Genomic DNA, 13,478 nt, shown 5'->3' on the forward strand with positions numbered 1-13,478 from the left:
CCGGTCGCCTTCTCGCAAGTGGGTGTTTCTCAGGGGGACTTCGCTTCGCCGAGACACTCCTCCGGCACGGCCACGTCCCCCACGATGACCGACTGGTACGCGACGTCCGGCGAGGCGTCGATCATGTCCTGCTGCTCGCGCCTGGCCTCGGCCCGGGCCTGCTCGATGGAGTCGTAGATCTCCTGGCAGTCGTACGTGCCGGTCGGTGTGGCTTCTTGGGCCGGAGTGTTTGAATCGTCCGTATAGGAACCGGAGTTGAGCGTGGAGGTGGCGGCGAGCCCGGCCAGGCACGCCCCCGCCCAGACGACGACGATCCGCCGACGGGTACTCAAGTGCCGCCCCTTCCATCGTGCTCGACCTTCATCGAACCCCCTCAAGAGATGGTGCCGACGCCTCGGCACTGAGGCATCCTTCACCCGGCGCGCAGCACGCGCAACGCCGTGAGTGCCACATGGAGTTCGGTGCGCCGCTCCCCGGATTCCAGGTCGGACTCGAGGAGTCGCTCGATGGTGCGCAGGCGCTGGTACATGGTCTCCCGGGACAAGCCGCCGCGACGGGCCGCTGTCGTCTTGTTGCCGGCGGCGTCGAGGTAGTGGCCCAGTGTCGTGAGCAGGTCGGTGCCGTGCTTGGTGTCGTGGTCGATGAGCCGGCCGAGGCGGCGCTCGGTGTAGTCCTGGACGCGCGTGTCCTCGCGCAGGGCGTACAGCAGACGGCGCAGGTCGATGTCCGGCAGTTCGTGGAAGGAGCGGTCCGGGGGGAGGGGCTGGCCGGGCGGGGTGGCCTCTATGACCCTGGCCGCCTCCCGGAAGGAGCGTGCCGTGTCGGCGAGGTCGGTCACCTCCGAGCCGACGCCGACGATCGCCCCGGGGACCAGACCCAGCGCGGTGCCGGACAGCCGTTCCGCCACGGGGCGCCAGGGCCGGTCGGGGCGCAGGGCGGGCAGGATGCCGAGGCGCCCGGGGGCGAGTTCGCCGACGAGGGCCGGGATCCCCGCCGACCGGAGTTCGCCGTGCAGCCGGGTCTCCAGCTCGCCTCCCTCGGCACCCGGGCCCAGGTCGAGGAGGATCGCCAGATAGCCGACGCCCTCCGTGGGCAGGCCCAGCGCGGCACAGCGGGCGCGGGCATCCTCGGGGGAGTGGTGGCGCTGCTCCGCCAGCTCCCGCAGGGCGGAGCGATGGGCCGTGTGCTCCCAGGGCGTGGAGTGGATCAGCCGGGCGACGGTCAGGGCCATCGCCGTCCGCTCCAGGACGGTGACATGCTCCGGCCCGAACGCCGGGCCGCCGTCGGCGGCCCCCCGGAGCATGGCCAGGCGGCCCCACTGTTCGCCCTGGTAGGAGACGGGCGCCGTCAGCCAGCCCTCCGGGCCGCTCGCCCCGGTGTGGTCGCCGGGTTCGGTGGCCCGGGAGCGCTGTTCCCAGTCGCCGAGCGCCTCCTCCACCGTGCTCCCCGACGGTTCGCAGATCAGCGCCTGGTGCACCAGATTCTCCAGGACGACCGTGCGGCCGCTCATCTCCGCCGCCGCGCGCACCACGTCCTCAGGGCCCGCGCCGCGCAGCGTCAGCCCGGTGAACGCCTCGTGGATCCGCTGCGTTCGGCGCATCGCGTCGGCCTGGCTGCCGAGAATGAGGGCGTGGACGACCTGCGTGACCTCCAGGAAGTTGACGTCCCGCGCGAGGGTGACCAGCGGCAGCCCCCGCGCCCGGCACGCCTGGACCAGGGCGTCGGGCGGCCGGTGGTAGCGCCGTACCAGCTCGATGACCAGGGCGGCCGCGCCCACATCCGTGAGTTCGTCGACGTACCGGCGCACCCCCGCCGTGTCGTCGGGCAGGGGCATGCCCGTGGTCAGGACCAGCTCGCCGCCCTTGAGGAAGGACGCCGGGTCCGTCAGCTCGGTGATGTGCACCCAGCGCACCGGCCGGTCCAGCCCGGCCGGCCCGGTGACGACCTGGGGCTGCCCGGCGGCCAGGACGGGCAGGGCCAGGATGTCGGCGACGCTCGGCGGGTGTGGGTTCACGATGGCTCCCTGCATGCCTGGTCACTCTGACAAGCCGCACTGACCTGCGCAAGAGCTGTCCATGGGAGGGACAGGGGGTGTCAGGGGGGTCCGGTGGTTGACACAACGTCCGAACAACGCGTTCCGGCTGGACAGATCACGCGTTGTCGCGCCCCGCGACGGCCCGGATGCTCGGGGTTGTCGGACCAGTACCGCGGATCACCGCAAGCAGACCTCGACGTACGGCCGGGAGACGAACATGACCGCACTGTCGCCGCACCTTCGCCAGGCCACGCCCGTGGTGGCCGCCCGGGGCGAGGGCGTCCATCTCTACGGTGAGGACGGCCGCCGCTACCTCGACTTCACCGCCGGCATCGGCGTCACCAGCACCGGGCACTGCCACCCCAAGGTCGTGGCGGCGGCACAGGAGCAGGTGGGCACGCTCATCCACGGCCAGTACACGACCGTCATGCACCAGCCGCTGCGCCGCCTCGTGGAGAAGCTCGGCGAGGTGCTGCCGGCCGGCCTGGACAGCCTGTTCTTCACCAACTCCGGCAGCGAGGCCGTCGAGTCGGCGCTGCGGCTGGCCCGCCAGGCCACCGGCCGGCCCAACGTCCTGGTCTGTCACGGCGGCTTCCACGGCCGTACGGTCGCCGCCGCCTCCATGACGACCTCCGGGATCCGCTTCCGGTCCGGCTTCTCCCCGCTGATGAGCGGTGTGGTCGTCATACCGTTCCCGACGGCCTACCGGTACGGCTGGGACGAAGAAGCCGCCACCCGCTTCGCCCTGAAGGAACTCGACTACACCCTCCAGACGATCTCCTCGCCCGCCGACACGGCCGCGATCATCGTCGAGCCGGTGCTCGGCGAGGGCGGGTACGTGCCCGCGAACCGCGCCTTCCTCGAAGGGCTGCGGGAGCGGGCGGACCGGCACGGCTTCCTGCTGATCCTCGACGAGGTGCAGACCGGCGTCGGCCGCACCGGCCGCTTCTGGGGCCACGACCACTTCGGCGTCACCCCCGACATCCTCGTCACCGCCAAGGGAATCGCCAGCGGCTTCCCCATCTCCGGCATCGCCGCCTCCGAGGAACTGATGACCAAGGCCTGGCCCGGCTCGCAGGGCGGCACCTACGGCGCCAACGCCGTCGCCTGCGCCGCGGCCTGCGCCACCCTCGACGTCGTACGCGACGAGAAGCTCGTCGAGAACGCCGAGACGATGGGCCAGCGGCTGCGCCAGGGCCTGGAGGCGGTGGCCGACCGCACCCCGGGCATCGGCGACGTCCGCGGCCTCGGCCTCATGCTCGCCAGCGAGTTCGTCACCGAGGACGGCAGCCCCGACCCCGAGACCGCCGCCCGCGTGCAGCGCGCCGCCGTCGACGAGGGTCTGCTCCTGCTGCTGTGCGGCGCCTGGAACCAGGTGGTCCGGATGATCCCGGCGCTCGTCATCGACGAGGCGGGCGTGGACGAGGGCCTGCGGGCCTGGGCGAAGGCGGTCGAGGCCGGCACGTCGGGAGCCGGGGACCGATGACCACCGCCACCCGCGACCTGGCCGGTCTGACGGCCCGGATCGCCGAGACCGCGCCCGGTCTGCGGGTGGAGACCGGCCCGGGGGCGACGGGCCCCTACGCCTACGACGCCTCCAACTACCGGGTGCTGCCCTGGGCCGTGGCCTTCCCGCGCACCGCCGACGACGTGGTCGCGGTGCTGCGGGCCTGCCGGGAGACCGGCGTCCCGGTCACGGCCCGGGGCGGCGGCACCAGCATGGCGGGCAACGCCGTCGGACTCGGGGTCGTCCTGGACTTCTCCCGGTACATGAACCGGATCCTGGACATCGACCCCGAGACCCGCACCGCACGCGTCGAGGCCGGTGTCGTCCTCGACGCGCTGCGCGCCGCGACCGCCCCGCACGGGCTCGACTTCGGCCCCGACCCGTCCTCGCACAGCCGCTGCACCCTCGGCGGCATGATCGGCAACGACGCGTGCGGCAACCGGTCGGTGCGCGACGGGCGGACCAGCGGCCATGTCGAGGCCCTGGAGATCGTCACGGCCGACGGCGTGCGGGCCGTCGCCGACCGCACCGGCCTGCACCCGGCCGAGCCCCGCGACGCCGGAGTCGTCGCCCGGCTCGAATCCGACCTCCGGAAGCTGATCGAGGACAACCTGGCGCCGATCCGCACCGAACTGGGCCGGATCCCGCGCCAGGTCTCCGGCTACCAGCTGCACCGCCTGCTGCCGGAGAACGGCTTCGACATGGCCCGCGCGCTCGTGGGCACCGAAGGCACCTGTGCGGTCGTCACCGCCGCGACGGTCCGCCTGGTGGCGACCGCACAGGCCTCGGCGCTGCTGACCCTCGGCTACGACGACGTCGTCGACGCGGCCGAGGACGTGCCGGAGATCCTGCGCTTCTCGCCGAGCGCCGTGGAGGGCATGGACGAGGCGATCGTCGCCACCATGCGCGTCCGCCGCGGCCCGGACTCCGTCACCGGCCTGCCCGAGGGCCGCGCCTGGCTCTACGTCGAACTCGAGGGCGAGGACCAGGCCGCGGTCGACGGCCGTGCCGCCGAACTGCTCGACGTGCTGAAGGCACAGGGCCGGCTGACCGGCGGACGGGTCGTCGAGAGCCCGGCCGAGCGGCGCTCGCTGTGGCGGGTCCGGGAGGACGGGGCGGGGCTGGCCGCCCGGCTGGTGGACGGCGGGGAGTCCTGGCCCGGCTGGGAGGACGCGGCCGTCGCCCCCGAGAACCTCGCCGCCTATCTGCGCGACTTCCGCGAGCTGCTGGCCGCGCACGCGCTGACCGGTGTGCTGTACGGGCACTTCGGCGCGGGCTGCGTCCACGTGCGGATCGACTTCGACCAGGCCACGGACACCGGCCGGGCCGTCATGCGGCGGTTCCTCTCCGAGGCGGCCACGCTCGTCGTCTCGCACGGCGGCACCCTCTCGGGCGAGCACGGCGACGGCCGGGCCCGCAGCGAACTGCTGGAGGTCATGTACAGCCACCGCATGATCAGCGCCTTCGCCGCCTTCAAGCGGATCTTCGACCCGGACGGACTGCTCAACCCCGGGGTCATCGTCGAGCCGGCACCCCTGGACGCCGACCTCGCCCTGCGTGAACTCCCGCTCGTGGACACGTCGTTCACCTTCCCGCACGACACCGACGGTTTCACGGGCGCGGTGCGCCGCTGTGTCGGCATCGGCCGCTGCCGCAGCGACTCCGGCGGCGTGATGTGCCCGAGCTACCGGGCCACGGGGGAGGAGAACGACTCCACCCGCGGCCGGGCCCGCATGCTCCAGGAGATGGTGCGCGGCGAGGCCGTCCAGGACGGCTGGCGCTCGACCGAGGTCAAGGACGCCCTCGATCTGTGCCTGTCCTGCAAGGCCTGCTCCAGCGACTGCCCGGTGGGCGTCGACATGGCGACGTACAAGGCGGAGTTCCTGCACCAGCACTACAAGGGCCGCTTGAGGCCCCGCTCCCACTACTCGCTCGGCTGGCTGCCCAGGACCTCCGCACTCGCCGGATACGCGGCCCGACCGGTCAACGCCCTGCTGCGCGGACCGCTCGGCAGGCTCCTCGCCCGCCTCGGCGGCGTGACCACCGAGCGCAGGATCCCCGCCTTCGCCTCCCGGCGCGCCCTGCGGAAGACCCTGCGCGCGGCGAAGACCCTGAGCGCGGCTCCGGGGCCGGCGAAGGCCCTGCTCTTCGTCGACAGCTTCACCCGGGCCTTCCGCCCTCAGGTCGCGGGGGCGGCGAGCCGGGTCCTCGCCGAAGCCGGTGTTCCCTGCACCCCGCGCGAGGGCCTGTGCTGCGGACTGACCTGGGTCAGCACCGGCCAGCTGTCCGTGGCCCGCAGGATCATGGCCCGTACGGTCGCCGCCCTCGACGACGGCGACGACCGGCCGATCATCGTGGCCGAGCCGAGCTGCGCCGCAGCCCTCAAACGCGACGTGCCCGAACTGCTCGGCACCGAGGCCGCACAGCGCGTCGCGGACCGCGTCCACACCTTCACCGGGGCCCTCACCGACCTCGCCGACCAGGGCTGGACCCCGCCACCGCTGCCGCAGGACGTCGTCCTGCAGACCCACTGTCACGAGTACGCCACCTTCAAGGGCCGCCGCCCCGCCGACCTGCTGCGCCGCCTCGGCGTCGGTACGGTGGACGAGGCCGAGGGCTGCTGCGGACTCGCCGGGAACTTCGGTTTCGAGGCGGAGCACTACGACACCTCGATGGCCGTCGCGGACCTGGCTCTCACACCGCGCCTCGACGCCCTCGACGGACGACCCGTCGTCGCCGACGGCTTCAGCTGTGCCACCCAGATCGACCACCTCGCCGGTGACCGGGGCATCCGCGCCCTGCACCTCGCGGAGCTCCTCGACCCCTGCGCCGACCGACCAGGAGAGACATCATGACCGAGGTACTGAACCAGCTGTTCATCGGCGGTGCCTGGGTGGACGCCGCGGACGGCGCCACCATGCCCGTCGACGATCCCGCCACCGGCGAGATCCTCAGCCAGGTCGCCGACGCCGGTGCCAAGGACGCCAGGCTCGCGGAGGAGGCGGCCGTCCAGGCCCAGGCCGAGTGGGCCCGTACGGCACCCCGGGCGCGCAGCGAGATCCTGCGCCGCGCGCACGAGATCATCCTCGAACGCACCGACGAACTCGCCCGCCTCATGACCTCCGAGATGGGCAAGCCGCTCGCCGAGGCCAGGGGAGAGGTGGCGTACGCCGCCGAGTTCTTCCGCTGGTTCTCCGAGGAGGCCGTGCGGATCGACGGGGGGTGCGGCACGCTGCCCGACGGCCGCAACCGCATGTTCCTCTCCCGCCGCCCGGTGGGCCCCTGTCTGTTGATCACGCCGTGGAACTTCCCGCTGGCCATGGGCACCCGCAAGATCGGCCCGGCGATCGCAGCGGGCTGCACGATGATCCTCAAGCCGGCCCCGCAGACCCCGCTGTCCAGCCTCGCCCTGGCCGGGATCCTGAAGGAGGCCGGGCTGCCCGACGGCGTGCTGAACGTCGTCACCACCTCCCGCGCCGGAGAGGTCTGCGAACCCCTGCTGCGCGGCGGCCGGATCCGCAAGCTGTCCTTCACCGGCTCCACGGCCGTCGGCCGGCTGCTGCTCGCGCAGTGCGCCGACGCCGTCGTACGGACGTCGATGGAGCTGGGCGGCAACGCGCCGTTCATCGTCTTCGACGACGCCGACCTGGACGTGGCCGTGGACGGCGCGATGGTCGCCAAGATGCGCAACATGGGCGAGGCCTGCACCGCCGCGAACCGTTTCTTCGTCCACCGGTCGGTCGCCGAGGAGTTCGGACGGCGGCTCGCCGAGCGGATGGGCGCGCTCGAGGTCGGCCCCGGTACCCGGGACGGTGTGGACGTCGGCCCGCTGATCGACATCGTCGGGCGCGCCAAGGTCGAGGAGCTGGTCGCCGACGCGGTGGAGCGCGGCGCCGAGGTGCTGGTCGGCGGCCAGACGCCAGAAGGGCCCGGCTGTTTCTACCCGCCGACCGTGCTCGCGGAGGTCTCCCCCGAGAGCCGCCTCATGGACACGGAGATCTTCGGCCCGGTCGCCGCGATCCTCACCTTCGACGACGAGGACGAGGTCCTGCGCCGGGCCAACGACACGCCCTGGGGTCTCGTCGGCTACGTCTTCACCGAGGGGCTCGACCGCGGCCTGCGCGTCAGCGAGGGCCTGGAGGTGGGCATGGTGGGCCTGAACACCGGCCTGGTCTCCAATCCGGCCGCGCCCTTCGGCGGGGTCAAGCAGTCCGGGCTCGGCCGTGAGGGCGGCCGGGTCGGGATCGACGAGTTCCTGGAGTACCAGTACATCGCGGTGCCCGTCCGATGACAGCCGCATCCTCCGACACGTCCGGGCGCGCGAGCGCCTGACCCCGTGACATGCCACGCCCCCTGGTGCCGGTCGTCACCAGGGGGCCCGTCACGCGTGCCGGTCCGTCACGCGCCCAGGCGGCGGTCGGTGATCTCCTTCGCCGTGTCGGCGACCAGACGGCCCCACTCGGGCAGCCGCGCCTCGTCGTAGCGCGAGTCGGGCAGCGAGACGGCCACGGAGGCGAGCGGTGTGCCGTCCTCGTCGAGGACGGGCGCGGCGATCGCGCAGACGTCCGGGCGGTACTGGTTGCGGTTGAGCGCGTAGCCGTCGGTGCGCACCCGCTTCAGCTCGGCGCGCAGCTCGCCCGGATCGACGAGTGTGGCGTCGCTGTAGCTCTCCAGCCCGCGCTCCACCAGCTCCTCGACGTCGGCGGACGGCAGATGGGCCAGGACCGTGCGTCCCGTCGCGGTGGCGTGCAGCGGCGAGGTGTCGCCGATCGCGTGGAACGTGCGCACCGCGTGGTGGCAGTCCACCCGGTCCACGACGACCATGCACTGCAGCGCGTCCGGCACCGACAGGTGGATCGTCTCGTTCAGCGCGTCCCGCAGCCGGATCATGGGCTCCCGCGCGGCCGCGAACAGACTCGATCCCTGAAGCGCCGCCGGCCGTACGGCGAGCACGCGCGCGCCGATCTCCCAGCGCGTGGTGTCCTTGCGGTTCGCCCGCAGCCACCCGGCCTCGTTCAGAGTGACCAGCGTGCGCTGCACGGTCGACTTGGGCAGCCCGAACAGCTTGGTCAGTTCCCCCACCGTGACCGGCTGGTGCTGCGCGACCGCTTCCAGGATCCGCAACGACCTGGTCACGCTCTTCATTTCCATCTGATTTCCCCCGTTAACTCGCGGAATCCCTTGCGTACACCCCTTGACTCCCCTCCTCGCCACTGCCATTCTCGTGCCAGATTCTAGCACACCGTTCCACAATGTGGCACAGCAGGCTGACGAAGAGAACAGCCTGAGCCCCCTCCCCCCGGACAGTGCGAGCCATGGCCCTCGGCCCATCGCCTACGCCGTCCCTTCCGGAATTCCAGAGTCCGCATACCGGGCGTACAGCATCCGCGCTCCGGGAGACGAAAGGAACCCCCTCGTGTCTGCCAAGAAGCGCGTCGCCGTCGTCGGCGTCGGAACGATGGGCGCTCAGGCCGCCTGGCGCCTGGCCGCCCGCGGAGCCGAGGTCGTCGGCTACGACCGTTTCGCCCCGGGCCACGACCGCAGTGCCGCCGGCGGCGAGACCCGGATCTTCCGCAGCGCCCACTTCGAGGACTCCCGCTATGTGCCGCTGCTCCAGCACGCCGACACCCTGTGGGAGACGCTCCAGCGGGAGACCGGCCGCGAGCTGCGCCGGTTGACCGGATGCCTGCTGATGGGGCCCACCGCCCACCACCAGATGGCCACCGTCCTGCAGTCGATCGCCGAGCACGGCCTCGACCACGAGGTGCTCGACACCGAGGCGCTCGCCAAGCGTTTCCCGCAGTTCCGGATCGAGGACGGCGACGCCGCCGTGCTCGACCGGCGCGCGGGCTTCATCCGGCCCGAACTGACCATCCAGACCGCCGCCCGCCGCGCCGAGGAACTCGGCGCCCGCATCCACCGCTACACCACCGTCCGCGAGATCGTGCCCACCGGCAGCGGCGTGGAGATCCGCACCGACGCCGGGAGCGAGCGGTTCGACGCGGCCGTGGTCAGCCCCGGCCCGTGGGTGAACGACCTGCTGCCCGACCTGCCGTGGGAGGTGGACATCCGCCGCCTGCTCAGCGCCTGGTACGTGCCCACCAGCGACGCCTGGTTCGGCGAGGAGCGCCCGGCGTTCATCCGCACCGCCCCCACCCACTGCTACGGACTGCCCTCCCCGGACGGCGTCTCCGTGAAGCTCGGCCTGTCCCGCGCCCTGCACCGCCCCGCCGGCGACCCGAACCGCCTCGACCGCACGGTGGCGCCCGAAGAGCTGGAGATCTTCACGGAGCTGATGGGCCGCTACATGCCGGATCTGAACCCCGACCCGGTCCGCCTCTCCGTCTACATGGAGGGCTACACCGAGAGCAGCCGCCCGCTCGTCGGCCCCCTGCCGGGCACCAGCGATGTCGTCCTGCTCGCCGGCTTTTCCGGCCACGGCTTCAAGCTCTCGCCCGCCTTCGGCGACATCGCGGCGGACCTGGCGCTGGACGGCACCTCGGCGCAGCCCATCGACTTCCTCTCCACCCAGGACCGCGCGGAGGCGTGACGACCATGACCGAGAAGCTGACCCTGGGCACGCTGACCGTCGGGACCCTGAGCGCCGAGCCCGGCACCAAGACCCGCGGCACCGTCCCCGCCGACCTCGGCACCCTCACCGTCGACATCCCGCTGACCCTGGTCAACGGCGCCCGGCCCGGCCCCCGCGTCGTCATCACGGCGGGCGTGCACGGCGGCGAGTTCACCGGCATCGACGCCGCCACCCGGCTCGCGGCCCTGCTGGAACCCGGCGAGGTGCGCGGCCAGATCGTCCTCTGCCCGGTCGCCAACCCCCCTGCCGTCTACCAGGGCCGACTCGGTGTCTCCCCGGTCGACGGCGTCAACATCAACCGCGTCTTCCCCGGCGACCCCGAGGGCGGCCCCACCGAGCGGCTCGCCGCCTGGCTCTTCACACACCTGCTGGACGGCGCCGAGGCCTACATCGACCTGCACTCCGGCGGCATCGACGAGGTCCTGCGCGACTTCGTCGGCTACCGCCTCACCGGCAACCCCGAACTCGACGCCAGGACCGCCGACATGGCCCACTCGGTCGGCATCGAGGACGTCATCCTCGGTCTGAACGCCGAGGGCGGCAACAGCCACGCTGCCGCCGCCCGCCAGGGCATCCCGGCGATCCTCGTCGAGACGGGCGACCTCGGCGAGCGGGACCCGGCCATCGCCCGCCGCTTGGTCGACGGCCTGTACGGAGTGCTGGCCCGGCTCGGTGTCCTGGAGTCGGAGACCCGGAACAGCACCGCCGTCCGCGAGTGGGTCTGGGTCGCGGGCGTCACCTCCGACGCCACCGGCCTCTGGTACCCCGAGTTCTCCCTCGGCGACGACGTGACCGAGGGCCAGGTCATCGGCCGTGTCATCGACCCCGCCGACGGCCGGGAGCACAAGATCCACACCCCCGCCTCCGGACGCGTCTTCTACGGGATGCACGGACTGACCGTCGCCCCCGGCACCGAACTCGCCGCCATCGCCGCACCCGCTCCCCGGGAACCGGCCCCCTGACCCCACCCCCCTGACGTACGCCCGCAGCTCCCCCCACAGCCCGCACCCCACAGATCGAGACCCCGCTACACGCCCCACCCCACGCTCCCCCTTTCCGCACAGCACATCCAGGAGGCCCCCGTGACGCATCGATTCGCGGCTCCGCCGCGTGGCACCCGGATCGACCGCAGAGTGTTCCTGCGCGGCGTCGGCTCGGTTGCCGCAGGCATCGCCGCCGCCGGCACGCTCAGCGCCTGCGGCACCGGCACCAGCCGCTCCGTCGGCAGCGGCTCCAAGAGCTCCAAGACGCTCGTCGTCCGCAACAGCGGCGGCTCCTACGGCGACGCCAACCAGCAGGCGATCTACGAGCCGTTCACCAAGGAGACCGGCATCCAGGTCAAGGTGGTGAACATCGAGTACGCCCAGATGCTCGCCCAGATCAAGCAGGGCCGCCCCGAGTTCGACGTCATCGACGACTCGATGGCCGACTTCGTGCTCTTCCAGCAGGAGGACGCCACCGAGGCCCTGGACTACGACCGGCTGAAGAACTTCAAGAAGGCCGGCGTCGCCAAGAACCTCGTCACCTCCAACGCCGTCGGCAAGAACTACTGGGCCAGCGTGATGGCGTACCGCACGGACTCCTTCGGCAAGAGCAAGCCCTCCTCCTGGGCCGACTTCTGGGACACCAAGGCCTTCCCAGGCAACCGCGCCCTCCAGGCCCTGGACGCCGACCTGCCCGAGCTGGAGTTCGCCCTCCTCGCCGACGGCGTGCCCCTCGACAAGCTCTACCCCCTCGACGTCGACCGTGCCTTCAAGGTCCTCGGCGAGATCAAGCCCCACGTCCGGAAGTTCTGGGACACCGGCGCCCTGCCCGGCGTGCTGCTGGGCCGCAAGGAGGTCGACGCCTCCAGCGTCTGGCACGGCCGCCTGGACGCCCTGATCAAGGGCGGCGCACCCCTCGCCTACCAGTGGAACGGCGCCCGCCGCCAGAGCAACGGGCTCGGCATCCCCAAGGGAGCCGCCAACCTCGACGCCGCCTACCGACTCGTCGACTTCTCGCTGCGCCCCGAAGTACAGGCCGCCTACGCCGAGATCTACCCCATGGCCCCCTCGGTGCCCGCCGCCTACAAGAGGCTCAAGCCCGCCACCGCCGCCAACCTGGGCAGCTCGCCCGAGCACCTGAAGAGCGGCTTCGACCTGGACGTCGAGTGGTGGATCAAGAACCAGGACGCCGTGTCCAAGCGCTGGCAGGAGTGGACGCATGCCTGACCTGAACGTGATGCCCGACCCCTCGCTCACCGTCCCGTCGATGCCGACCGGCACCGGAAAACCCCTGTCCGTCACGCGACTTCGCAAGACCTACGGGGGCGTCACCGCCGTCGACGAGGTCTCCATGGAGATCGCGGCGGGCGAGTTCGTCACCTTCCTCGGAGCGTCCGGCTCCGGCAAGACCACCACCCTGATGATGATCGCCGGGTTCTGCGAGCCCGACTCCGGCAGCATCGTCGTCGGCGGCCGTGACGTCACCCGCCTCGCCCCGCAGAAACGCGGACTGGGCTTCGTCTTCCAGCAGTACCTGCTCTTCCCGCACATGACGGTGTGGGACAACGTCGCCTTCCCGCTGACCCTGCGCGGTGTGTCCAAGGCGGACCAGCGCCGCCGGGTCGGCGAGACCCTGGAGATGGCCGGACTGTCGGCCATGGCCCGCCGCCGGCCACGCGAACTCTCCGGCGGCCAGCAGCAGCGCGTCGCGCTGTGCCGGGCCCTGGTCTACCGGCCCCCGGTCATCCTGATGGACGAACCGCTGGGCGCCCTCGACAAGAAGCTGCGCGACCAGCTCCAGACCGAGATCAAGCGCATCCAGCAGGAACTCGGCCTGACCGTCATCTATGTGACGCACGACCAGGAAGAGGCCCTGGTCCTCTCCGACCGCATCGCGGTCATGCGGGACGGGCGGATCGACCAGTTCGACACCCCGCAGGAACTCTTCGAACGCCCGCGCACCCCGTTCGTGGCCGACTTCCTCGGCGCCGCCAACTTCCTCCCGGGCCGCCTGGAAGCGCACACGGGGGAGATCACCACCGTCCGGCTCGACTCGGGCGGCCTGATCACGGCCCGTCCGCAGGCCGTCCCGGACGGAGCGCGGGTGCGCGCTGCGGTCCAGCCCGGCCGGCTCGTCCTGTGCCCGCCCGACCAGGGCTTCTGTACCGGGACCGTCGAGACGGTCACCTACGTCGGGACCCTCGTACGCGTCACCGTCCGTCCCCTGGGCGGCGCCGACACCGAACCCGTACGGCTCGAACTGCCCGCCGGACGCGCCCCCTCCTTCGGCGAGCGCGTCGGCCTCACCGCGGACCCCGCGAACGTCAGCGTCTTCCCCGACACGGAAAACGGGGGGTGACG

At 72.2% G+C, this 13,478-nt stretch carries 10 protein-coding genes; 7 read left to right on the forward strand and 3 right to left on the reverse strand.

Translation table 11 applies throughout. The features are described from left to right. Window positions 1-29: 29 nt before the first annotated feature. Window positions 30-332, reverse strand: a complete 303-nt coding sequence (locus NNW99_RS36560; RefSeq protein WP_215123524.1) for a hypothetical protein — start codon at window positions 330-332, stop codon at window positions 30-32. An 80-nt stretch (window positions 333-412) separates the two neighbouring features. After that, window positions 413-2,014, reverse strand: a complete 1,602-nt coding sequence (locus NNW99_RS36565; protein ID WP_251058030.1) for a PucR family transcriptional regulator ligand-binding domain-containing protein — start codon at window positions 2,012-2,014, stop codon at window positions 413-415. Window positions 2,015-2,252: 238 nt separating this feature from the next. Between NNW99_RS36565 and NNW99_RS36570 the strand changes: the two genes are divergently transcribed. From NNW99_RS36570 to NNW99_RS36580, 3 genes are read left to right on the forward strand one after another with little or no spacing between them, the layout of a single operon-like run. Further along, window positions 2,253-3,521: an aspartate aminotransferase family protein gene (locus NNW99_RS36570; protein WP_215123527.1), complete on the forward strand. Its 1,269-nt coding sequence runs from the start codon at window positions 2,253-2,255 to the stop codon at window positions 3,519-3,521. After that, window positions 3,518-6,397, forward strand: coding sequence for an FAD-binding and (Fe-S)-binding domain-containing protein (locus NNW99_RS36575; protein ID WP_215123529.1), 2,880 nt, complete (start codon window positions 3,518-3,520; stop codon window positions 6,395-6,397). Before NNW99_RS36570 ends, NNW99_RS36575 begins: the two co-directional genes overlap by 4 nt. Further along, on the forward strand, window positions 6,394-7,833 hold the full coding sequence (locus tag NNW99_RS36580; RefSeq protein ID WP_215123531.1) for an NAD-dependent succinate-semialdehyde dehydrogenase: 1,440 nt from the start codon (window positions 6,394-6,396) through the stop codon (window positions 7,831-7,833). Before NNW99_RS36575 ends, NNW99_RS36580 begins: the two co-directional genes overlap by 4 nt. A gap of 107 nt (window positions 7,834-7,940) precedes the next feature. Here the strand turns inward: NNW99_RS36580 and NNW99_RS36585 are convergent, their stop codons facing one another. Beyond that, a complete protein-coding gene (locus NNW99_RS36585; protein WP_215124582.1) occupies window positions 7,941-8,687 on the reverse strand; it encodes an IclR family transcriptional regulator in 747 nt (248 codons plus the stop codon). A 271-nt stretch (window positions 8,688-8,958) separates the two neighbouring features. Here NNW99_RS36585 and solA point away from each other — a divergent pair, with 271 nt between their 5' ends. The 4 genes from solA (at window position 8,959) to NNW99_RS36605 (ending at window position 13,476) form a co-directional block, all read left to right on the forward strand. Further along, the gene (gene solA / locus NNW99_RS36590) at window positions 8,959-10,092 is read left to right on the forward strand and encodes an N-methyl-L-tryptophan oxidase (protein ID WP_215123533.1); all 1,134 of its coding nucleotides are present in this window, start codon (window positions 8,959-8,961) and stop codon (window positions 10,090-10,092) included. A gap of 5 nt (window positions 10,093-10,097) precedes the next feature. Continuing rightward, the gene (locus NNW99_RS36595; RefSeq protein ID WP_251058163.1) at window positions 10,098-11,096 is read left to right on the forward strand and encodes a succinylglutamate desuccinylase/aspartoacylase family protein; all 999 of its coding nucleotides are present in this window, start codon (window positions 10,098-10,100) and stop codon (window positions 11,094-11,096) included. A gap of 120 nt (window positions 11,097-11,216) precedes the next feature. Beyond that, window positions 11,217-12,344 carry an ABC transporter substrate-binding protein gene (locus NNW99_RS36600; RefSeq protein ID WP_251058031.1) on the forward strand — a complete coding sequence of 376 codons (1,128 nt, stop codon included), beginning with the start codon at window positions 11,217-11,219 and terminating at the stop codon, window positions 12,342-12,344. Beyond that, window positions 12,337-13,476 (forward strand): ABC transporter ATP-binding protein, encoded by a 1,140-nt coding sequence (locus NNW99_RS36605; RefSeq protein WP_215123534.1) that lies wholly within the window; start codon window positions 12,337-12,339, stop codon window positions 13,474-13,476. The genes NNW99_RS36600 and NNW99_RS36605 overlap by 8 nt, the downstream gene beginning before the upstream one ends. Window positions 13,477-13,478: the final 2 nt, after the last annotated feature.

This window comes from Streptomyces sp. CRCS-T-1 (genome assembly GCF_024442335.1).
Classification (GTDB): domain Bacteria; phylum Actinomycetota; class Actinomycetes; order Streptomycetales; family Streptomycetaceae; genus Streptomyces; species Streptomyces koelreuteriae.